General features: G+C 56.0%; 22 protein-coding genes. 12 read left to right on the top strand and 10 right to left on the bottom strand.

Features of this window, described 5'->3' with window-relative positions:
- The first annotated feature begins 2 nt into the window (after nt 1-2).
- The 3 genes from galT to panD all read left to right on the top strand — a co-directional run bounded on the left by galT (nt 3) and on the right by panD (nt 2,989).
- On the top strand, nt 3-1,229 hold the full coding sequence (gene galT / locus QP888_RS08415) for a galactose-1-phosphate uridylyltransferase (protein ID WP_284813107.1): 1,227 nt from the start codon (nt 3-5) through the stop codon (nt 1,227-1,229).
- Nucleotides 1,222-2,481, top strand: coding sequence for a galactokinase (gene galK / locus QP888_RS08410; protein WP_284813105.1), 1,260 nt, complete (start codon nt 1,222-1,224; stop codon nt 2,479-2,481). Before galT ends, galK begins: the two co-directional genes overlap by 8 nt.
- Nucleotides 2,482-2,575: 94 nt before the next feature.
- Nucleotides 2,576-2,989 (top strand): aspartate 1-decarboxylase, encoded by a 414-nt coding sequence (gene panD, locus QP888_RS08405; protein WP_284813104.1) that lies wholly within the window; start codon nt 2,576-2,578, stop codon nt 2,987-2,989.
- Between the two features lie 47 nt (nt 2,990-3,036).
- Here the strand turns inward: panD and QP888_RS08400 are convergent, their stop codons facing one another.
- Complete coding sequence (locus QP888_RS08400) at nt 3,037-4,344, bottom strand: anaerobic C4-dicarboxylate transporter (RefSeq protein WP_284813103.1); 1,308 nt, start codon at nt 4,342-4,344, stop codon at nt 3,037-3,039.
- Between the two features lie 507 nt (nt 4,345-4,851).
- Between QP888_RS08400 and QP888_RS08395 the strand changes: the two genes are divergently transcribed.
- Complete coding sequence (locus QP888_RS08395; protein ID WP_284813102.1) at nt 4,852-6,489, top strand: HNH endonuclease signature motif containing protein; 1,638 nt, start codon at nt 4,852-4,854, stop codon at nt 6,487-6,489.
- Nucleotides 6,490-6,512: 23 nt separating this feature from the next.
- Here QP888_RS08395 and QP888_RS08390 read toward each other — a convergent pair whose 3' ends face one another.
- Nucleotides 6,513-6,821: a DUF8462 domain-containing protein gene (locus tag QP888_RS08390; RefSeq protein ID WP_284813101.1), complete on the bottom strand. Its 309-nt coding sequence runs from the start codon at nt 6,819-6,821 to the stop codon at nt 6,513-6,515.
- A gap of 385 nt (nt 6,822-7,206) precedes the next feature.
- Between QP888_RS08390 and QP888_RS08385 the strand changes: the two genes are divergently transcribed.
- Complete coding sequence (locus QP888_RS08385; RefSeq protein WP_284813100.1) at nt 7,207-7,428, top strand: hypothetical protein; 222 nt, start codon at nt 7,207-7,209, stop codon at nt 7,426-7,428.
- Nucleotides 7,429-7,505: 77 nt separating this feature from the next.
- Nucleotides 7,506-8,870 carry an MFS transporter gene (locus QP888_RS08380; RefSeq protein ID WP_284813099.1) on the top strand — a complete coding sequence of 455 codons (1,365 nt, stop codon included), beginning with the start codon at nt 7,506-7,508 and terminating at the stop codon, nt 8,868-8,870.
- Nucleotides 8,871-8,876: 6 nt separating this feature from the next.
- On the opposite strand, the gene QP888_RS08375 is transcribed toward QP888_RS08380, so the two are convergent.
- From QP888_RS08375 to QP888_RS08345, 7 genes are all read right to left on the bottom strand, one after another.
- On the bottom strand, nt 8,877-9,431 hold the full coding sequence (locus QP888_RS08375; protein WP_284813098.1) for a DUF8612 domain-containing protein: 555 nt from the start codon (nt 9,429-9,431) through the stop codon (nt 8,877-8,879).
- A gap of 15 nt (nt 9,432-9,446) precedes the next feature.
- Nucleotides 9,447-9,893: an AAA family ATPase gene (locus tag QP888_RS08370; protein ID WP_284813097.1), complete on the bottom strand. Its 447-nt coding sequence runs from the start codon at nt 9,891-9,893 to the stop codon at nt 9,447-9,449.
- Between the two features lie 237 nt (nt 9,894-10,130).
- A complete protein-coding gene (locus tag QP888_RS08365; protein ID WP_284813096.1) occupies nt 10,131-10,514 on the bottom strand; it encodes a hypothetical protein in 384 nt (127 codons plus the stop codon).
- 45 nt (nt 10,515-10,559) lie between these two features.
- A complete protein-coding gene (locus QP888_RS08360; protein WP_284813094.1) occupies nt 10,560-11,096 on the bottom strand; it encodes a hypothetical protein in 537 nt (178 codons plus the stop codon).
- A gap of 357 nt (nt 11,097-11,453) precedes the next feature.
- Entirely contained in the window at nt 11,454-12,284 is an 831-nt protein-coding gene (locus tag QP888_RS08355) for a VOC family protein (protein ID WP_284813093.1), read from the bottom strand.
- Nucleotides 12,284-12,607, bottom strand: coding sequence for an RNA-binding S4 domain-containing protein (locus QP888_RS08350; protein ID WP_284813092.1), 324 nt, complete (start codon nt 12,605-12,607; stop codon nt 12,284-12,286). Before QP888_RS08350 ends, QP888_RS08355 begins: the two co-directional genes overlap by 1 nt.
- Nucleotides 12,608-12,672: 65 nt before the next feature.
- Nucleotides 12,673-13,455 carry an SDR family oxidoreductase gene (locus QP888_RS08345; RefSeq protein ID WP_284813091.1) on the bottom strand — a complete coding sequence of 261 codons (783 nt, stop codon included), beginning with the start codon at nt 13,453-13,455 and terminating at the stop codon, nt 12,673-12,675.
- 63 nt (nt 13,456-13,518) lie between these two features.
- Here QP888_RS08345 and QP888_RS08340 point away from each other — a divergent pair, with 63 nt between their 5' ends.
- From QP888_RS08340 to QP888_RS08325, 4 genes are all read left to right on the top strand, one after another.
- Nucleotides 13,519-14,601 (top strand): AbrB family transcriptional regulator, encoded by a 1,083-nt coding sequence (locus tag QP888_RS08340; RefSeq protein ID WP_284813089.1) that lies wholly within the window; start codon nt 13,519-13,521, stop codon nt 14,599-14,601.
- 532 nt (nt 14,602-15,133) lie between these two features.
- Nucleotides 15,134-15,964 carry a MetQ/NlpA family ABC transporter substrate-binding protein gene (locus QP888_RS08335; protein ID WP_284813087.1) on the top strand — a complete coding sequence of 277 codons (831 nt, stop codon included), beginning with the start codon at nt 15,134-15,136 and terminating at the stop codon, nt 15,962-15,964.
- Between the two features lie 30 nt (nt 15,965-15,994).
- The gene (locus QP888_RS08330; RefSeq protein ID WP_284813086.1) at nt 15,995-17,029 is read left to right on the top strand and encodes a methionine ABC transporter ATP-binding protein; all 1,035 of its coding nucleotides are present in this window, start codon (nt 15,995-15,997) and stop codon (nt 17,027-17,029) included.
- Nucleotides 17,029-17,706, top strand: a complete 678-nt coding sequence (locus QP888_RS08325; RefSeq protein ID WP_259802803.1) for a methionine ABC transporter permease — start codon at nt 17,029-17,031, stop codon at nt 17,704-17,706. The genes QP888_RS08330 and QP888_RS08325 overlap by 1 nt, the downstream gene beginning before the upstream one ends.
- Nucleotides 17,707-18,082: 376 nt before the next feature.
- On the opposite strand, the gene QP888_RS08320 is transcribed toward QP888_RS08325, so the two are convergent.
- Entirely contained in the window at nt 18,083-18,715 is a 633-nt protein-coding gene (locus tag QP888_RS08320; RefSeq protein WP_284813084.1) for a hypothetical protein, read from the bottom strand.
- Between the two features lie 612 nt (nt 18,716-19,327).
- Between QP888_RS08320 and QP888_RS08315 the strand changes: the two genes are divergently transcribed.
- Complete coding sequence (locus QP888_RS08315; protein WP_284813083.1) at nt 19,328-19,891, top strand: hypothetical protein; 564 nt, start codon at nt 19,328-19,330, stop codon at nt 19,889-19,891.
- 29 nt (nt 19,892-19,920) lie between these two features.
- The gene (locus QP888_RS08310; RefSeq protein ID WP_284813082.1) at nt 19,921-20,124 is read left to right on the top strand and encodes a hypothetical protein; all 204 of its coding nucleotides are present in this window, start codon (nt 19,921-19,923) and stop codon (nt 20,122-20,124) included.
- Nucleotides 20,125-20,253: the final 129 nt, after the last annotated feature.

The raw sequence follows: 20,253 nt of genomic DNA, 5'->3' as shown, positions 1-20,253 counted from the left end.
CCATGCAGCATCCGATGCGCATTACCCGCGCCCAGCTTGCCGACGGCCGCGAGCTGCTCTACTTCGATGACACGCCAGAGTTTGTCTCTGGCGAGCGCACCCGCACGCTTGTCGACGAACGCGAGTTGCCCGCCGCCACCAGCGCTTCGGAGCTGCGCCAGGACCCGTTGACCGGCGCCTGGTACACCTATGCCGCGCACCGGATGAACCGCACTTTTTTGCCGCCGGCGAATGAAAATCCACTGGCGCCGACGCGCCCAGGCCAGCTGCCCACCGAAATTCCTGCCGACGACTACGACGTCGTAGTGTTCCAGAACCGCTTCCCGTCGCTGGCGCAGTCAGAATCGCAGGCTGGCTCGGGCGCTGAATCTGACTTAGGCACTCATTCTGCCACTGCCGCGCCCGCTTTCGTGCCCTGCAAGCCAGGCCATGGCCGCTGCGAAGTAGTCTGTTTTACCCCGGATTCGCAGGTGTCTTTTCGCGATTTGCCGTATACCCGGGCACGCACCATCGTCGAGGCCTGGGCGCACCGCACCAAAGAACTTTCCGCGCTGCCTGGCATCGAGTACGTCTACCCGTTTGAAAACCGGGGCGAGGAAATCGGTGTCACCCTGCAGCACCCGCACGGCCAGATTTATGCTTATCCGTTCGTTCCGGAGCGCGCCGCGCAGATCGCTGCCCGTGCGCACGAATTTCGGAAAGCGCAAGGCGACACTGGCACCGGCGCTACTGGCGCTGAAACCTGCCCAGATCTGTTCGATCACATCCTCGAATCCGAGCATGCCGACGGCCAGCGCGTCGTCGTGCAGGGCGAGTATTTCACCGCTTTCGTGCCCGCCGCGGCGAAGTGGCCGGTGGAGATCATGTTAGTTCCGCACCGCGCGGTGCCGAATTTCGCGGAACTGCACGATGCCGAAAAAGACGAGTTGACGCGGTTGTACCTGGATATTCTCGGGCGCATGGACCGCTTTTTCGACGGTGTCGAACGCACCCCGTATATTGCGTCGTGGAACCAGGCTCCGGTGAATGCGCCACAGGATGGCCGGTTGCACCTGCAGCTATTTTCGCTGATGCGTTCGCCGGGCCGTATGAAGTTCTTGGCTGGTAGCGAATCCGGCCAGGGTGCCTGGATTTCCGATACCACCCCGGAGCGCATCGCCGCACGATTCCGAGAAGTCGCAGACATCAAAGAAATCGCCGAAGAAGAGGTAGCTGATCACGATGGTTAATTGGTTTTCCACCCGCAGCACTGAGCAGGCAATCGCCGATGTCACCGCGCTGTTTCGTGAGCACTTTGCCGAACCCGCTGGTGTGTGGTCTGCTCCGGGACGGGTGAACCTGATCGGTGAGCACGTCGACTATGCCGGTGGTATCTGCCTGCCGTTTGCGTTGTCGCAGCGTACTTATGTGGCAGCGGCGCTAAACCACGACGGCGTCTACCGTGTGGTCTCGCAGTTTGGTGCTGAAAACGCGCAGGCAGACACTATGCACGAAGAGATCGCCATGGACCAGGTTTGCCCTGGTTATCCGGATAATTGGGCGGGCTATGTCGTCGGCACGGTGTGGGCCGCGGGCTTCAAGGTGTCGGGCCTGGATATCGCGATTGTCTCGGACGTGCCGGTAGGCGCTGGGTTGTCGAGTTCCGCAGCGCTGGAGTGTTCGGTGGCGTTAGCGGCTGCGGACCTGGCGGTAGGTCTGGCTGCGGATCCGGCGGCGGGTCTACGCAAAACCAGCACTGACCGCACCGCTTTGATGCACGCTGCCATCCGCGCGGAAAACGAAGTCGTCGGTGCCTCCACTGGTGGTTTGGACCAGCGCATTGCTCTGTTCGCCGAGCCGGGCCACGCGCTTGCGATTGATTTCGCCACCAATTCCACCCACCAGGTGCCGTTCCAGATCGCCGATCGTGGTCTAGCCGTGCTGATTACTAATACGAACGCACCGCATTCGCTTGCCGACGGCCAGTACGCCTCACGTCGTGCCGTCGTCGATGGCGTCACCGCTGATCTGGGAGTGGATAGCCTGCGGTATGCGGACAACGCCGAGGCCGAATCTGCGCGCTGGGCAGAAGCGAATACCCCGGACGGGGTGGATGCTGCTGCGTGGCAGGAGGTCGTCGGCAAGCGGGTCCGGCATATCGTCACCGAGATTTCCCGGACGGCGGAAGCGATCGGACAACTACAGGCCGGCGATCTGGCGGGCTTTGGCGAATCTATGCAGGCCAGCCACGCGTCTCTGCGTGATGATTATGAGGTCAGCGTGGCGCAGTTGGACGTTTCGGTGGACGTCGCGATGGCACATGGTGCGCTTGGTGCGCGCATGACCGGCGGCGGTTTTGGTGGTTCGTCGATTGCTTTGTTGCCTTCTGAAAAGGTGGAGCTGGCCGCGGAAGCCATCGCGCAGGCTTTTGCCGAGGCCGGTTTTGCCGAACCCGAGTTTGCGGTGGCACTTCCGGGGGCGGGTGCGCGGCGCGAAGCATAGCGCGAGCTGCGGATTTCTCGGCCTGCGCAGGTAGTTTCCGCATCACTCACCGACCGTTTATCACCACACCACCGCGACGACTAAGGTATGTGCCGTGTTGCGTACCATGCTGAAATCTAAGATTCACCGAGCCACCGTCACGCAGGCGGACCTGCATTATGTCGGCTCGTGCACCATCGACGCGGCTTTGATGGAGGCCGCGGATATTCTCGAAGGCGAGCAGATCGACATCGTTGACATCAACAACGGCAATCGCCTGACCACTTATGCGATCACCGGCGAACGCGAGTCGGGCATCATTGGAATCAATGGTGCGGCCGCGCGGCTCATCAACCCAGGTGACCTGGTGATCATCATCGCGTATGCACAGTACAGCGACGAAGAACTGCGCGATTACCGCTCACGGGTAATTTTCGTCGACGAGCATAATAAACAGCTGGAAGCCGGCGCCGATCCCGCGCACGCTCCGGATGGCTCGGATCTGCTGAACCCACGGCGCCCGGAATAGCTGGCCCCGGGGCGCCCGCAAAATGAGCTAGCCGCTATCACTAAGTTTTAGAGAATCACAGAACCAAAGAGGTAGCCCAGCAGCACAGAGCTGGCAATGCTGACCACGCCCGGGATCAGGAATGGGTGGTTAAACACTGCTTTACCGATGCGCGTGGTGCCGGTGTCGTCCATTTCAACGGCCGCCAGCAGCGTTGGGTACGTCGGCAAGATAAACAGTGCAGATACTGCAGGGAAGGCTGCTACGGCAGTGACCGGGTTGACGCCGAGGGCGAGTGCCGCTGGCATGAGCGCTTTGGTCGTCGCTGCTTGCGAGTACAGCAGTGCCGCGCCGAAGAAGAGGACCACCGCGAGCAACCACGGCGAAGATTCGAGGACACCACCGGCAAGGTTTTGAATATCATCGAGGTAGTGGTTGATCAGCGTGGTTCCGAGCCAAGCCACGCCCAATACGCAGACGCAGGCAGACATGCCTGATTTGAACACTGGGGTATTGAGAACGTCGCCAGCCGGGATCTTCGTGAGCATGACGATGATGGTCGCCGCCGTCAGCATGACCGTCATGATGGCTTCATTGCGCGGCAAGGTTGGCTCGGCGATGAGGCCGACCTGATCCGAGGTGATGGTTGCCCAGGCCATGACGATGACGATGGCAGCGAGGAAGACCAACACGGAAGATTTGGCACCAGCTTGCGGCTGGTAGTTTTTCGCCCCGAGCGGTTCTGCCACCAAGCCTTGCGCTTTGCGCTCCAGGTAGACGGAGTCGTCGACAAGTTCTTTGCCGAATTTATTGGCAACCCAGGCGGCCGGGAAGATCGAAATGAAGGTTGCTGGGATGACAACCGCGAGCACCTGCAGGTAGCCAACACCCATTGGTTCCAGCAGGCCAGCCAGCAAAACCACGGCGGCGGAAATCGGCGAGGCACAGATGGCCATTTGCGAAGCAACAACGGCTACCGACAGGGGGCGCGATGGGCGGACTTTGCCTTCTTTTGCTACCTCCACGATGACAGGCAACGTCGAAAAGGCCGTGTGACCAGTACCCGCGAGCACAGTCATCAGCCAGGTGACGACGGGCGCGTAGAAGGTAATGCGCTTGGGATGCTTGCGCAGGAAACGTTCCGCGATGTGCACGAGGTAGTCCATGCCGCCAGCGCGTTGCATCGCTGCGATGGCAGCGATGACCGTCATGATGATGGCGATGACATCGAAAGGAATATCTTCCCGGGTTACGGGAATTCCAGAAAGGCCCAGCAGAACGACACCTAAACCACCGGCCATACCGATGCCGATGGAACCAATTCGCGCGCCGAGGAAAATGGCGCCGAGCACGATAGCAATGTGAACAATAACCACGCCCATGCTCCCTTTCATTTATTTGTAGTAATGCAGATTCGTCGTTGTACAGATTCTTGTAGTTAAGGTTGCCCTTCCATTGTCTCGCACTCAGTCGGTGTGGTTTTCAAAATCAGGGCATTTGTGGTGCGTCCCACATGTGTTTTACCCCTCCTCGCGTCGACGGATTTTTAGCTGGACGCCCGCCAAAAACTAGCCCGCTTCGATTCGAACATAAATGATCTTCCATATTCGGAACACTAGCAGACCGATTCGCCTAATACGAATATGTCTTCTAGTTCAAAACAGACACACTTTTGTGTGCCGTCGACGAGACAATCTTAAAACCTTCCATTATCAGCAGTTTTACCTGCATATTCAAACACCATACCTCGCCTCCCCAAAGACCTATACCACCGCACCCCAATTTCTTGGAACACGTTTCCATTCGAACACCATTGCTTTTTAGTCTTTTTATCGCTAGACTAGAATCATTCTAGTTAGCAATCACGTTCGGGGAGGGACGTCATGGCACGGAACAATCATCGCCGCAAAAACCACCAAGGCGTCCAGCATTCGTCTGAGTTCCCAGAGGCATATTTCACCCACTGCAATCCACATGATAAAGACGCCATGACGATGTTGGAGCTGCGTCGTCACGCTTATTTTGCGTGGAAGCGAATCACTGATCTTGCCAGCGATGATTACGACCTCATGTTGCGGTATATCACTGCAGCCAGCGGCGTTGGTAACCACAAGGCCGGTGACATCGCCAGCGCGTTTTACCGCATGTCAGACCTTCCGCGGCTGCGCAAGCTAGCAACCTCGATGTGGCAATTAGATCTCGACCATTGGGTCACCATTGATCGTGCTCTGAATAAAGCAGGTGCCGTCAATGCCGGCTTGTTTGCCGCCGTAGATGAGCTGCTCGTAGAGCTTCTCACTCCAACGAAACCGAACCAGCAGATGGCGTCGAGAAGAACCATCAGAAACCGGATCACTCGCGAAATTGATGCCCTTGATTCTTCGGTGCGCAAAGACAAGAAGAAGGAATCACCCAGGAAGACCTACGGCGTCAATGATATTCCCGATTTTGAGCGCAACGATACCGATACGCATGAAATTCGCTTCGATACCGACGCCGCCACTGCAGTCACAATCGATGCGCACATCCGCGAGCACGCGAAACAAGCCGGACTTTCGCTTCGCGACGCCACCATCGATCTGCTCTTGGGCAAAGCACACACATCCGTGACCCTAAATTGCTACCGCGCCAACGATATTGCCGACGCCCCACTGTTTATCTCCACAGATACCGGTGCCGGTGTAACCACGCTGTTTGGCACCTCTGCCGACGCCCTCGCCGATAAGGCGGACAAGCACCACGACATGGATGCCACTGCGCACCACGAAGTCACAGGCTATACCACCACACCAACCATGCGCGCTGCCGTCACCGGCCGCGATGGACACTGCCGCTACCCAGGCTGCACAAAACCCGCAACCATCTGCCAAATGGACCACGTCATCGAATACCACAACGGCGGGCCAACAACCCCAACCAACCTCATCTCACTATGCCAACACCACCACAACATCAAAACCGACAAACGCGCCCGACCCATCTTCGAACCAGCCACCGGAACCATCGTGTGGTTATTCGCCGACGGCACCTGGCAATCCACCGACGCAGAAGGCCCACTAGCTAAACCGAACCGCCGCTGGGTACAAACCGTGGCACAGAAAATGTCGTGCTACCGCAAAGCACAGCGCGAAGAAGCACAAAAAATGCAGCGTCTGGCCGTAGAAAACAACCAAGCAGATACACCGGGGATGTCGAAATTGTCGCAGACTCCGAAAACTTCGAGATCTTCGAGAGCATCGAGAACATCGGAAACAATGGCAGAAGAGCAAAAGCTCTGGTACAGCGACATTTTAAAACTACAAAGCATGCTAGATCACGACAGTTTCCGCACGATCAAGATTGCCGCCTGCCGGAAACACATCGACAAAATCCAAGAAGCAATTACTTCGATACGGAACCTCGACCCAGTGGCTGAATCCCGGGATCGCACAGACGAATGCACAGTCACTCTGCCGGAGGTTGCAGGCGACCCCTGGGTGGCGGCCGCCCAGCAGAAGTCTGACGATCCGCCGCCGTTTTAAACTCCGAGGTGTTATTTCAATCGTTATTCGTCGTCAAGCAGATATTCAGAGCGAATAAACTCTGCAAATCCCGGCGCTGTAAAAGTTAAAAACCCGTGCTTTGGTGATTCAATGAGCCCCTTATCCATCAATGACCTCCGCAGCTCACTGAGATTCGTCGTGTTCACGCCCATTGAGTCAGCGATCGCCGCTCGTTTAATATAAGGCGTTTCGTGCTCAGCCATCGCGGCCAAAAAATCCATCTCCCGCTTCGTAGCTTTCTTCCAGCGGGCACGATAAAAATGTTTCTGACTTTCTTGAAAGCGGCTTTCTGCTGCTTCAAAATGCGACATCAGCAACGTTTCGCCAGGATCCGGGAAACCAGCAGCCTTCCAGACCTCATCACCAATAAGCTGTAAGAAATACGGATAGCCCCCAGCCCTGTGCAGCGCAGCTTTTCACGCCCAGGAAGGTGGGCAGTGACGCGTCCTGGTGTATAGGGGGTGTTCTGCATTAGATTCCTCAAGCTAATCCGGTTGATAATTATTGATAATTCGAACGGTTCTATCAATAGTTATCAATTTTGAGGTGCACCATGCCACTATGCCCAGCACAATAGTGCCAGTATTTCTCAGCTCAGAGCACCACACATTCAGGCCATCACACTCTGCCAGAATGAAACCATAAAAGGCATCTCCACCAACGTCGCCGTCCGTAGACACGATCCAAGTGGGCGCCATGACTACACCGGCATCGACAAGCAGCCGCTACCACGACGTGACCATGGGTACGGCGTTCCGCGCGAAAATGGGTGATATAGACTTAGCCCGGCACATCGTCACGATCGGTTGCCTAGCACCGGTGTATCACGAGCAGCTAAAAGCAAAGCTCGCAAAGCATGACGCGCGGGCCCGAGGCCAGCCGAGGAGGCAGGGTCGCGAAGAACGTGCAACACATTAGCCACAATTCACGATTACTCAGTGCACGACCATGACTCATAAACAAGCAAGCCCCCGCCCCCTCCCGAAAGGACTTCTATGACAGTAACCACGGCACCAACCATCACGGCGAAAGAACGCCGCCGTGTGGTTGCGGCAACCACCATCGGTACGGCGATCGAGTGGTACGACTATTTCCTCTACGCTGCCGTCGCTGGCCTCGTATTCAACCAGCTCATGTTCGGCCCGCTAGAAGGCGGCTTGGCGACGATAGTCTCCTTCGCTTCGGTCGGTCTGTCGTTCCTGTTCCGCCCGCTCGGCGCGTTCCTAGCAGGTCACTTCGGTGACAAGCTAGGTCGCCGCACCGTCTTGATGGTCACGCTGTTTGCCATGGGCGGTGCCACCACCCTCATTGGTGTGCTGCCAACCTACGACACCTGGGGAATCTGGGCTCCAATTCTGCTGATCAGCCTGCGCATCATCCAGGGAATTTCTGCAGGTGGCGAATGGGGCTCGGCTGTGTTGCTGGCCGTAGAACACGCCCCAAACAACAAACGTGGTGTATACGGCGCTGGCCCGCAGGTCGGTGTGCCTCTCGGTTTGCTGATGTCGTCTGGTGTTTTGTCGATCATGAACACCATCGCACCAGGCGAGGCATTTCTGGAGTGGGGTTGGCGTATCCCATTCCTGTTCAGCATCGTGCTGGTGATCATTGGTTATGCGGTGCGAATGGGCGTCGACGAATCCCCAGTTTTCCGTGAGATCTCTGAGCGCAAAGATGCCGAAGCGACCAACCCAATCGGAATTTTATTCAAACGCTACTTGCCGCTCGTCTTCACCGCAGCGCTGGTTTTCGCAGGTAATGGCGCTGTTGGTTATATGACCACGGGTGGGTACATCCAGAACTACACCACCAGCCCAGATGGCCCGATTGGTCTGGATCGTGGCGACGTCCTCAACGCCGTCACCTTATCTGCTGTGACCTGGATGCTCTCGACGCTATTCGCTGGGTGGATCTCCGACCATATCGGACGACGAATGACGTACCTGATCGGCTTCGTGCTGCAGGGCATCGGTGCCGCCGCATTGTTCCCGCTGGTGAATACGGGGTCGTTGGGCATGCTGTACCTGGCACTCATCGGTCTAACCGTCGGCTTGGGACTAACCTATGGTCCACAGTCCGCGCTGTACGCGGAGCTGTTCCCGGCCTCAATTCGCGCCTCCGGCGTATCCATCACCTATGCCATCGGGTCCATTTTCGGTGGTGCCTTCGCACCAATGATTGCCGCCGCTCTGCTGGAAGCTACCGGCACCACGTTTGCAATCTCTGTTTACCTCGTCGGTATGTCCACTGTCGGGTTCGTCTGCACGTTCTTGCTGCGTGAGCGCAAAGGCATCCCACTGGGGCCAGAGCATGAAGCACAACAGATGACTGGACACTTCACCTTCGGCAAAAATTGCTGATCGCAGTTATTCCCCCAGCACTGTCAGCGGGACGACGACAACGCCGTCGTCTCGTTGATACGCCAGGCCACTCGGGACCACCACGATAAGTGCTTCCGGCGGCCGGATGATTTTTGCGCTCACCCGCAAATCATGGACCACCTGGCTTTCAAATAAAAACCCGAGCGACTCGGGCTCTGCCAATAACCGATCAGCATTCACCCCGAGTAGTGCGGCTGCCAGCGAAAGATCGCATAAGTGACGCTTCGGTGTTTGTATCGCGGCGGTCCGTGAACGCAGCTTCGGTGCCCAGGCTGGTTGATCCTCGGTTAAAAACATACGCTCGGCGAAATCATGCAGCACAGATGGCGCAGTTTCGCCGATGAGCAATGCCGCAGCATCCTTCATCCTGCGGCCAATCGCACTAAAAGTAGCAGGTTGCGCCGAAAAACCAGCGATCGCCTCCAGAAACACGCGGATCCGACGTGGATCCCTGCGCGGACCAGCAACAGAAGGAAAATCGTGCTCACACGTGTCGTCAAGATACGAGTGGTTCATCTCTACGGCGGCCTCGTGCGACATATTCAATGCGCCCGGTCATCCACCTCGGACAACACGCGCGATGAGTTCGGAAAAATCACGTTCGGATTCCGCGATCGCAGGTGATTCCCCACGCAATAACGCGGCCAAGGACACCTCCCCGGTGGAATCACCGGTTTCCTGCAACGTCATCATCCGCATGCGCAAGCGACGAAACCGCCCCGCCCCAGAATGACGCATTGGATGCTCATCAGGAGTAGCAGAACCGGTGAGCAGAAATTGGCCCGCTTGCCGACGACGGTCCACCTCGTGGCGCACTTCATTCCAGACTTCCGGCACCGCTTGCCACTCATCCAGCAAGCGCGGAGTCTCGCCATGCAATGCGCTGGCGGGTTGTTCGCGCGCAAGAACCGCTCGCTTATCTGCAGAATCGAGATAAATCTGGGAAGCCGAAAACTGCAAGGCGCTTTCGGTTTTCCCACAGGCACGCGGACCAGCGATCACTACAGCCGGGGCAGACTACAGTGCCGTCGAAATTGACTGGTCAAGATGGCGTTTTTGATATTCATTCACACCCCCAGCCTAGCAGCCTGCGGCATTTCTCCACCCCTGCCTACCGGATTTCTCCGGTAGAACCTAGTGGATTTCTCCAGCAGAAGGTGTGGCATTTCTCCACAAATCAGCCGCAATTACGTCAGGTCGATTCCAGCACTATCTCGGGCAAACTTCATAGTCGCGGAGCTATACACTTGAGTTATTATTCCGCGATTCTTCCTCGTACAGTTTCTTGCCAAATGATCGTGTCTTGTACTCGCGCAGCATCACCAGGACCACGGCGCCAATTACAAAACCTAGGCCAGCTGTCTGAGTAATTCCCCAGACATCAAAAATTGACAGTGCTTGCAAAATGCAGCCTGCGAGCACTATGCCAAGTGTATTACTGGAATGAGGAATAGGGTTTCGTACCAAGTACAACAGAACCGCGGCTGCTAAAGCGAACACCAAAAGGTTTTCAAAATTCAGACCACCCCCAAAAACCGTTGCCAGCATTAAAAGCAAAATTAGACAGCCGACGAAGAGTGACTGTTTTCGGACTTTTTCATGCTCTACATCATGCTTGCTCATACATCTACCTGTGCGTACCTGTAAACTGCGTACACTATCGAAGACCTAGTCACATTTGTGTGCTGGTGCTTTTTCCCAGCCAATATTGAGCGCTTGACTTAAATCATAACATTGTGGATCATCTAGGATCGTTCCGCTCGCGAGCTTATTCCACGCTAGTTCCGCCACAACACCACATGCTGCGCCTCCGATGGCTCCACCGAATACACTACAAATCGCTGAACTAAATCCTGTAGCGCCCAAGCTCCAGAATTCTTCACCTGTCATATAGAGTCGTGGCCCCCAGTCCCACTCAACGTTCCACCTAGGCTCGTAGACGTTCAACTCACCTGCGTTTGAAATTACATCATACTCGACAGCGATTCCTTCTGGTACAGATTTTCTAAACGCTTCTACCTTTTTACCGTATTCGAGCCGCTCATGAGTCTTGACGAAGTTATTATCCAATAGTAATTTCCGGCAGATTTGCGGATCTTTCGGAAGATCAAATTCAAAATTCTTTATTTCAAATTCGATTCTCTCATTTGGTTCCGAAATTCTTGGCTCTGCCTGCGCTGCAACAGAACCAAAGACGCCAGACATTAAGCCCACTCAGGAAAATCCGGCTACTACAATTCGAGGAAACAGAGACCGCATAATCACCACCCCTTGCGTTAGTCACTTACGTTCATGATACTCACCAAAGTACCCAATGATTAATGTCGCATCAATACCATTCGTGTGAGATCCATCATTTAATGGTGTTTATATTGTCCCCTTCACCGTCAGTGGGACGACGAAAACGCCATCGTCTATTACACAAATAGATTTCTCCATCATTGGGTAATGGATTTCTCCAGCAGAAGGTGTGGCATTTCTCCACCGGGGGTGCAGATCGAACTACAGTAACGATCACTACGGCAGGTCAAACTACGGTAGGTCAAACTACGGCAGGTCAAACTACGGCAGGTCGATGCCGTCCAGGGGATCTTCTTCGCGACCTTCTTCTGGGGCTTCTTCTACCTCGCACAAGGTGACGGTGGCACCGGTCGGATCCGCGATCAAGCACAGGCGCCCGAATGGTGAATCCCACGGCTCGCGGATGACCTCGCCGCCAAGCTCAGCGCAGCGAGCAGCGGCCGCATCGACATCGGCAACACCCAAATACGTCTGCCAAAAGCCCTTGACCTGCGGCGGGAATTGCCCCTCGGCCTTCCACAGCCCCGCGAAAGGCGCACCGTCGGCCATCGCCGCAGCATAGGTGCCGTTCGGGTAGACGCCGTCCGCATCGGATTCATCGTCGGTCAGCGTGCGGATACCCCAGTCGAATAGCTCGTGGTAAAACTCCACCGCATCCTCGAAACCGGCATTGCAGGTCAACTCGTGCCACACCGGGGTCGACGGCTCACCAGCAGCGATGAACTTATCCTCCCCCTTCGGCTGCAGCAGACCAAACAATCCACCGGCGGCGTCGGCAAGCACGGTCATGGTGCCCAATTCCACCTGGCGCGGATCGGCCAGGACGGAACCGCCGAGCTTGCGTACCTTCGCGATATCCGAATCGATGTCGGCGCTCAAGAAATACGTCACCCAGGTATCGGGCGCGTTGGTGCCCTCCGGCTGCGGGATCAAGCCCGCGACGGGCAAGCCCTGCAGGCGCGCGATGCGGTAATCGTCGCCAGAGATCTCCCAGCCCAACAGCCCGGAATAAAAATCGACCGCGGCCTGCGGGTTTGAGGTGGTCAGATCCGCCCAATAGGGCATGCCAACTTCAGCAATAAATGCGGGCATTACATGTTCCTCCACTTTTCCGGATCGAAATCGTCGTCGGCGGTGGCTTCGTCGAAGTAGTCGTCGTCGCCCATACCGTCGTCGTCAAGCTCATCGGCGCCAGCCACGGCCACGCACTCGTCGTCAATGCACACCACATCGCCAGGGTGCAGCGCGGCGCCACGCTTGTCGACGGGCGCGCCGTTGACCGTCACCGCACCGGCAGCGATCAGCTCTTTCGCCTCCCCACCGGTGGCCACGAGACTGGCCAGTTTGATGAATTGGCCCAACTTGATCGCGTCACCGCTGATGGGAACCTTGGGGTAATTCTCCGCAGTCGTCATAGCGGCCAGGTTACCGAACCGCCGCGGTGGCGATTAAACGCGGCTGTTTTTAAGCGCGGCTGCTTTTAGACCTGGTCGCGCGGGGTGATCTGCATGGTGTCGATATTCATGTGCGCCGGTAGTGACGCGACCCAGCGCACGGCCTCGGCGATGTCCTCGGCGCTCAGGTTCAGCTTGTCGGCATAGACCTCGGCGGCCTTCTCGGCATCACCGCGGAAACGATTCAGCGAGAACTCCTCGGTAGCCACCCGGCCCGGGTCAATCTCGGTAACCCGCAGCGTCCCCGGGTTTTCCAGACGCAGTACCCGGTTGAACGCCCGCACCCCGTGCTTGGCAGCGTTATAGCCCGCGCCACCGGCATACGGGGTCCAGCCAGCCACCGAACCGATGTTGACCACCAGGCCGGCGTTGTCGCCTGCAGCGTTATCGGTAGAAGCCAGCAACGACGGCAAAAACGCTTTGGTCACGCGCACGGTGCCGGCAACGTTAATCTCATACATGCGGTCCCAATCTTCCAGCGAAGATTCCGCGATCGATTCCAGCCCAATCGCACCACCGGCGTTGTTGACCAGCAGGTCGATGCGCCCGACGGCTGCCGCCAGCTTGTCGACGCTTTCCTGGCTGGTCACGTCCAGCTGGTGCGCGGTGGCACCGATCTCGCCAGCGAGTTTCTCCAACCGGTCCATGCGCCGGGCGGCGATGACGACGCGCCAGCCGTCGTCGGCAAGCGCTTTCGCGGTGGCGGCACCAATGCCGGAGGATGCGCCGGTGACCAGGGCAGTTTTCTGCTGTGCAGTGGTTCCTGCGTTGGTTGCAGTGGTCGCGGAAGTCTCAGTGGAAGCAGTCATGCGGCACATTTTAGTGGACGCGGCGAAGCTCGCAGGGCCGCTCGGCGGCTACAGTGGATAGCGATGAAACCGCAATCCTGGGCACTGCCATCCTGGACGCCGCGATCCTGGCGGTGGTTCCTGCTCGCGCCCGCGTCCGTGGCGCTCGGGTGGGCGCTGGATGCGGTGGGGCTGCCGGCGGCGTGGATTATCGGCGCGATTTTGATCTCTGGCACCTGGAGCTTGTCGACGGGCGAGCAGCTGAATGTGCACCCGGTGTTTTATCGTTTCGGTCGCGGCATCATCATGACGTTGGCGGCGGTGCCGTTGACGCAGATTCCGGCGGCTGACCTGCTGAATTTCTTGCTTCCCGGGTTGTTTGTGACCGCGTTTACGGTGACCGTGGGCGTGATCGGTGGCGTGCTGCTTTCGCGCGCGCAGCCGCGACACATCAGCCCGGAGACCGGTGTGCTGTCGATGTTGCCGGGTGGGGCATCGGTGGTTTCTACGCTGGCGATCGATTTCGGGGCGAATTTCCGTTATGTCATGCTCACGCAGTTTTTGCGAGTGCTGGTGTTGTCGCTGACGCTGCCGGTGATCGTGCACTTGTTCATGAGTGAGCAGCTACATGAGGAAGGCTTGAGCAACGATAGCCCGTGGTGGATGCTGCTGGTGTTCGCCGCGATTGCACTGGGTGCCGAGCCTGCCGCACGACGGTTGCACGTGCCCGCGCCGACGGCGTTGGGGCCGCTACTAGCCACGGTGCTGGCTGCCACGGTGCTTCCCGACGGCGTGGAGGTGGCACCGCCGGCGTATTTGGCAATTGTGGCGTTTTTGTCCATCGGCTGGGTGTGCGGTGGTTCGTTGCAGCGCGATACGCTGGCGTTTTTCTCGAAGCAGTTGCCGGCGACGTTCGCGTTTTTGGGTGCGCTGATGGCGGTGTGCGCGCTGAGCGCGTGGCCGCTCACGGCGTGGCTGGACATCACCTATTTCGAGGCTTATCTGGCGACCAGCCCCGGCGCGCTGGAGACGGTGTTGGCGTTGTCTGCGGAAGGCAGTGCTGGTGCCGAGGTGGTGGCGATCCAGATCATCCGTTTGTTGGCGGTGCTGTTGCTGGCGAGCTGGCTGCCACAGGTGCTGCATGCGGTGCGGAAGCTGCGGCATTAGAGGCTGGGGTTTTTGCGGCCGGAGTTTTAGAGGCCGGGACCCAGACCACTAAGCTAAATCGCCTACTCAAGAACGGTTTCTCCGCAGGTCAGGCAGCATATCACTGAACATAACACTCAACATAACACGGGTGTTATGTTATGTGGGAAGTTAAGGTGTTATGTTCGGGTAATTTTAGAATATGTATCGACTCTAAAACTTCCCTGACCAGCATTTATAATACGTTCAAGGCAGCATAACACCACTTACAGACGGTGTTATGTTGAGTAGGAAGCTGGAGATAGTTCAACCCCACACACGACGCAAACTGTTGCACTGCACCATTTTCAAGTGCCTCCCTTCCGATGCAGAATTCGAGCATCCCACCAATTAGCCCAATGGCAGTAGCTACATCAAAAAAATCAGTCAATAGTGGCCGTTGAGCTAGACATCATCAGTTTTCTATACCGATCTGTCTATACATTTTGAACCTTTTAGTCTACTGTAGACGGACGTAATACTCGCTGCTAAAACAAGCAAAGGAACCGAACAAATGAAACCAACATTCTCCAAGATCACCGCAACAGTGGCAGCTACTGCTACCACGTTTACCCTCAGCGCGTGCGCCGGTGGTAACGCCGACGACGAGAACACGATTAAAGTCGGCACTTCCCCCGGCCCCTACTCGGAATTATTTAAAGACGGCATTGCGCCAATCTTGAGCGATGAGGGTTATACCATCGATTACACGGACTTCTCCGAGTTGCGACAGGCCAACGTAGCCCTCACGGAAGACCGAATTGACCTCAACGTCGACCAGCACATTGCGTACATGGACGTTTACAACAATGAAACCGGCGCTGACCTGATCAACCTGACCGATGTTCCGACGGTGAAAACCAAGATCTACTCGAAGTCCATTGATTCTCTCGACGGCGTCGACAAGGGCCAAACCGTGGCTATCCCCCAAGATGGTTCTAACCAAACCCGTGCGTTCCGTATCTTGGTAAAACTGGGTTGGCTGACCATGAACGATGATGCCGACGAGAAACTCCTCACCGTTAATGACATCAAGGACAATCCACACGACCTGAAAATCCAGCCGATGGATTCGGCCACGATCCCACGCGCCTTAGACGATGTTGATTGGGGCATCATTCCGGGTTCCATTTCCTATTCTTCCGGTGTGGACCCTGCGCTTGCCCTGGAAAGTGAGGATCTTAGCGACGACCTGATATTGCAGGCAGTGACCACCGAAGATAAAAAGGATGCCAAGTGGGCTCAGGCTGTCATCGACGCCTACAGGTCACAAGAGTTCCTCGACTACGTCGAAAGCCAAAACGAGGACGACTACTGGTTTATCCCAAAGTCCCTCACCAACTAGTCCGGCCGCACCCTAACCTGTACATCTGCCATGGCTCACGTTTCATTTCGCGATTTACATAAAACATTCACCAGTAAATCTGGTGAAATCAACGCGCTGCAAGACATCAACTTGGAAATACCGTCTGGCTCTATTTTTGGAGTAGTCGGCACCAGCGGCGCTGGCAAATCCACCTTGCTGCGCGCCATCAACGGCCTGGAAAAGCCGACCAGCGGTTCCGTGCGCGTGCTCGACCAGGACCTCGGCACACTGTCTAAAAAGCAGTTGCGCGATCTACGCAGCGAAGTTTCCATGGTCTTCCAACACTTCAACCTGCTAGAAACCCAAACGGTGGCACAGAACGTCGCCATGCCACTGGTGCTTGCAAAGGCGAAGAAGCGCGAAATCGACCAGCGCGTCGCCGAAGTCCTGGAAATGGTGGGATTGGCGGAGCGCGCCGACCATCTGCCCAAACAACTTTCTGGTGGACAGCGGCAACGCGTCGGCATTGCGCGTGCGTTAGTAACCAACCCGAAGATCTTGCTGTGCGACGAGCCAACATCCGCGCTGGACCCATTGACCACAGGCCAGATACTGGACTTGATCATGCGGGTCAATGAACAACTCGGCATCACCGTCATCATCATTACGCATGAAATCGGAGTGATTGCCCGAATCGCTGACACAGTGGCGGTAATGGAAAACGGTCGGATCATCGAAAAAGGGTCGGTCACGGAGGTTTTTGCGCACCCGCAACAACCACTCACCCGCCGGTTCGTGGAAAATGTTTTGCCCCATTCGCTTCCCGACGCCGTGCAAGAAGTTACCGACAAGGCCAATTACGGAGCAGTCATTCGCTTGGTGCACAGGCACGGTGCAGCGAAAGACTTGGTTAATCACCTGGTCAACAAAGGTATTTCTACCGACATCATTCATGCCTCCGATACGATACTGCGCTCGGGGACGGTCGGGACTCTGGTATTGGGTCTTTCTACACGCGAGGCTGTGCAGGATTCCAGCCTGCTCGACAAGGCAGTGCGGTGGATTGATGAGCAAGCCGATATTGATGTGGAGGTAGTCAGCTAATGGATATTACGCAGATCCTGGATACCAAGGTCACCTTGGAACAGTATGCTGAAGCTGGCTGGCAAACCTTATACATGGTCGGTTTTTCCCTGCTGTTGGGCACGCTGGGTGGTATCCCCTTGGGCATCATTTTGGTGCTGACTCGCCCGCATGGTTTGTACCCACAGCGGGTGCTTTTCCAGGTAACTAACTTCTTGGTGAATACGGTACGTTCGCTGCCTTTCGTGATTTTGATGGTGGCGATCATCCCGTTTACCCGTGCACTGGTAGGTACCTCGATTGGTATGACTGCCGCGCTGGTGCCACTAACTATCTTTATCGCCCCGTTCATGGCACGCCTCATCGAGCAATCTGTACTTGAGGTCAACGAAGGTATTTTGGAAGCCGCTGAGTCCATGGGTGCGTCGCTATGGCAGACGATCCGGTACTTTTTGCTTCCTGAAGCCAAAAGCTCGATCATTTTGGCGCTGACAACTTCGACGATCACCCTGATTTCAGCCACGGCTATGGCCGGCACCATCGGCGGTGGTGGCGTTGGTGACCTGGCAGTCTCCTATGGTTACCAGCAGTTCGATTCCGTGGCGATCATTCTGACCGTCATCATCTTGATCATCGTGGTGCAGGTAATCCAGGCGTTGGGCAATAAGCTCGCGCAGCGCGCTCGTAACGACGCCTAATCGCTCGCGGGACAGCAACACGTAGGCTCACTACCCCGCAATATGCTCCGCAGCATGAGAATCATCCGGCAGCACTGTCGCCTGGGAAGGGTCGACGACCTTGACAGTCAGGCCGGTGCGAAAGAAGAATCCTGCTTATTCACTGCGGAGGTCATAGGTAGATGAGTAGGTGATGGCTGCTCGTTATCGGCAGTAGATGTATTTACCTAGCACTCAGCTAGTTCACTCTGTACGCTGCGTGGCACCCCAGCTTCTTGCAACCTGGCGGGGTCGTAGCACGATACATTTCCTGGACCGATAGAACCATCCATGTTGAATATTTGCCAGCCGCCATCATCCCAGTAGAACAATCCCTTATTAGAAGTTCCCTTTTCAGCTAGATACAGCCATTCGCCGTCGCAATGCAGGCGCAGAAGTTTTTATGTGGGAAATCGCTGAGCTTATCCGCATATGGCCCGCATTTTTCTGCCTCGGATATACCTGAGTTGGTGTTTGTTGTCACGATTGGTTCCGGGGATGTCGCAGCAGAGGAACTGTTGGAGCTCTGCGTGGTGGCAGCAGACTCGGCGGTAGATTCGCTGGTCGTAGATGGCTCGGTACTGGACTTGCTAGCACTCGGTTCCGTAGCACTCGACTCCGCTGCATCCGATGATGTTGTTGTTGCGGCAGCGACATTGTTGGATCCGTCTGCATCATCAGAACCAGCCGCAGACAACGCAGCCCACGCAATACCGCTAGCAACCGCAATAATTGCCGCAGATACCGCAACAATTTTAAGAGTGCTGCCACCCGTTGCTGCGGCACCGGGCCCACCGCCAGGTCCACCGCGCCCATTGGGTCCGCCTGCACCGTATGCGCCTCCCGGTTGTTGGCCCCTGTTCTGCGAATCGGAGGCACCCCAACTGTTCTGCGGTTGCGCAGCATACCAACTACTCTGCGAGCCACTCACACCCCAGTCATACCCAGAGTTTCCGGGTTCAGAATTACCCCAGGAATATTTCTCAGACACCAGCGGGCTCCTTTAAGCACAACGTCGACAAGCACTCAGATACACACAGTATGACTCAGACCATACTCAACCCACCACCCACCTGGGGAGAACTCCCGGGTGGGAATATACTGCGCGCCATTATTGTGCGACCAAGATCCGCCGCCGTGGACTCAACTAGTCAGCCATACCGACTCAGATTTCCCATTTATCAACATTCTTAAAATGCAACGCGGTTTGATATCCGTGAGATCGTGTTCGACCGATGGGGAGCCATCGCCACCATCATGGCGCTGGACCGAGCCATCAGACGCGGCAACCACTCAGCCGAGCAGAGCGTTTATGACAGTCGGGGGTTACAAGTCCTGTAAATGCTCCCCAGATAATATAGGTTGCGCTTACCTAAAATATCGTGATATGGTCGTGAACATCACAATTTGATAGTGAACACTCGTCCGATCAGTCGGGCGAGTGATTATCGCGTAGCGGGATCAGACCAGATGATCCTGTGAAGCACAGGGGAATCCCCGAGCAGGGTTCTGCTGTGTTACCGGCACACATTTTCAGCCGGTACGTAGATAAAACTCCCCAGGAATCGCCAGTTTTCTGGAACGAAACGCAAGGAGAAACACCATGAATAAAGTTTGCAAGACTCTAACAGCTGCTTTAACTGCAGGCTCGCTGTCTCTAGCAGCAACAAATGCCGCAGTTGCTGCAGAGAACAATAGTTTTGAATCGAAGAACACAATGACAGCATCCATCGAAGTAGGTGCAGAGCTCAATCAGAAGGAATTGGAATACGCTCTAGCAACGATTGAGCAGATACCCGATAGCGCATTGGAGAGCGAGGAGGCATTTTCTGCCTGGAAAGACAATTATCTCTCCAATTTGACTCAGCCTCGTGCTAGCGTAGGAGGATGCGCATGGGAGATAACAAAGGCGCTGGCTGCTAATATTTTCATTTTCTCCAAGGTGACAAAACTAAAAACCGTTATCAAGGGTGCTGGTGGTGCCAAAGCTGTTGCTTCCAAAGCTAAAAAAGCTTACGATGCTGCTCGCAAGGCAGGTAAGTCCAAGAATGAAGCAATTGCTGCCGCTAGCAGAAGTATTGAGGCTCATGGTGGCGAGCAGGCTGCAAGTTTGTTACTTGAGCTGTTTTCTGTAGATGGCGTTGTCACTGGTTGTTTTACGGACTAAGCACATAAGGGTTGAAGGGGATCATCCAGATGAGCACTAAACCTAAAGAAACGTTGTTCATAGCAGGAGTTGGGTTACTTCTTATTAGTTCGCTGATCGCTCGCCTTCCTTCTCCTTGGCAGTGGCTAGCTGCAATCCCGTTCGCCATTTCGTTAGTATTTGGTGTCCGCTATTATCTGCAAGTTAAGCACTGGCAACGAACCGTTGAAAAACGTGATGATCGGGAGGCGTGAGTACTTTGACGACACGTTTTCCTTTCTTCGTCTCGTCGTGTGGGTACTCGTTTGGGGTTGCCCGCAAATCGTGGACACGTAGTGGAGCTACCTAATGATTAGGCAGCTATTTCTTTTCTGCTGGTGGTT

This window comes from Corynebacterium sp. MSK297 (assembly GCF_030232885.1).
GTDB lineage: Bacteria > Actinomycetota > Actinomycetes > Mycobacteriales > Mycobacteriaceae > Corynebacterium.
The sequence above is the reverse complement of the archived record's forward strand: the minus strand, read 5'-3'. Positions and strand labels throughout refer to the sequence as shown.

Coding starts and splice junctions, on each gene's coding strand:
- QP888_RS08375 (WP_284813098.1), bottom strand. CDS start 9,431: ATGTCGCACGAGGCCGCCGTAGAGATGAACCACTCGTATCTTGACGAC.
- QP888_RS08330 (WP_284813086.1), top strand. CDS start 15,995: ATGGCTCACGTTTCATTTCGCGATTTACATAAAACATTCACCAGTAAA.
- QP888_RS08395 (WP_284813102.1), top strand. CDS start 4,852: ATGGCACGGAACAATCATCGCCGCAAAAACCACCAAGGCGTCCAGCAT.
- QP888_RS08365 (WP_284813096.1), bottom strand. CDS start 10,514: ATGAGCAAGCATGATGTAGAGCATGAAAAAGTCCGAAAACAGTCACTC.
- galT (WP_284813107.1), top strand. CDS start 3: ATGCAGCATCCGATGCGCATTACCCGCGCCCAGCTTGCCGACGGCCGC.
- QP888_RS08315 (WP_284813083.1), top strand. CDS start 19,328: ATGAATAAAGTTTGCAAGACTCTAACAGCTGCTTTAACTGCAGGCTCG.
- QP888_RS08385 (WP_284813100.1), top strand. CDS start 7,207: ATGACTACACCGGCATCGACAAGCAGCCGCTACCACGACGTGACCATG.
- QP888_RS08380 (WP_284813099.1), top strand. CDS start 7,506: ATGACAGTAACCACGGCACCAACCATCACGGCGAAAGAACGCCGCCGT.
- QP888_RS08335 (WP_284813087.1), top strand. CDS start 15,134: ATGAAACCAACATTCTCCAAGATCACCGCAACAGTGGCAGCTACTGCT.
- QP888_RS08355 (WP_284813093.1), bottom strand. CDS start 12,284: ATGCCCGCATTTATTGCTGAAGTTGGCATGCCCTATTGGGCGGATCTG.
- QP888_RS08310 (WP_284813082.1), top strand. CDS start 19,921: ATGAGCACTAAACCTAAAGAAACGTTGTTCATAGCAGGAGTTGGGTTA.
- QP888_RS08360 (WP_284813094.1), bottom strand. CDS start 11,096: ATGTCTGGCGTCTTTGGTTCTGTTGCAGCGCAGGCAGAGCCAAGAATT.
- QP888_RS08350 (WP_284813092.1), bottom strand. CDS start 12,607: ATGACGACTGCGGAGAATTACCCCAAGGTTCCCATCAGCGGTGACGCG.
- QP888_RS08390 (WP_284813101.1), bottom strand. CDS start 6,821: ATGTCGCATTTTGAAGCAGCAGAAAGCCGCTTTCAAGAAAGTCAGAAA.
- QP888_RS08340 (WP_284813089.1), top strand. CDS start 13,519: ATGAAACCGCAATCCTGGGCACTGCCATCCTGGACGCCGCGATCCTGG.
- galK (WP_284813105.1), top strand. CDS start 1,222: ATGGTTAATTGGTTTTCCACCCGCAGCACTGAGCAGGCAATCGCCGAT.
- QP888_RS08325 (WP_259802803.1), top strand. CDS start 17,029: ATGGATATTACGCAGATCCTGGATACCAAGGTCACCTTGGAACAGTAT.
- QP888_RS08345 (WP_284813091.1), bottom strand. CDS start 13,455: ATGACTGCTTCCACTGAGACTTCCGCGACCACTGCAACCAACGCAGGA.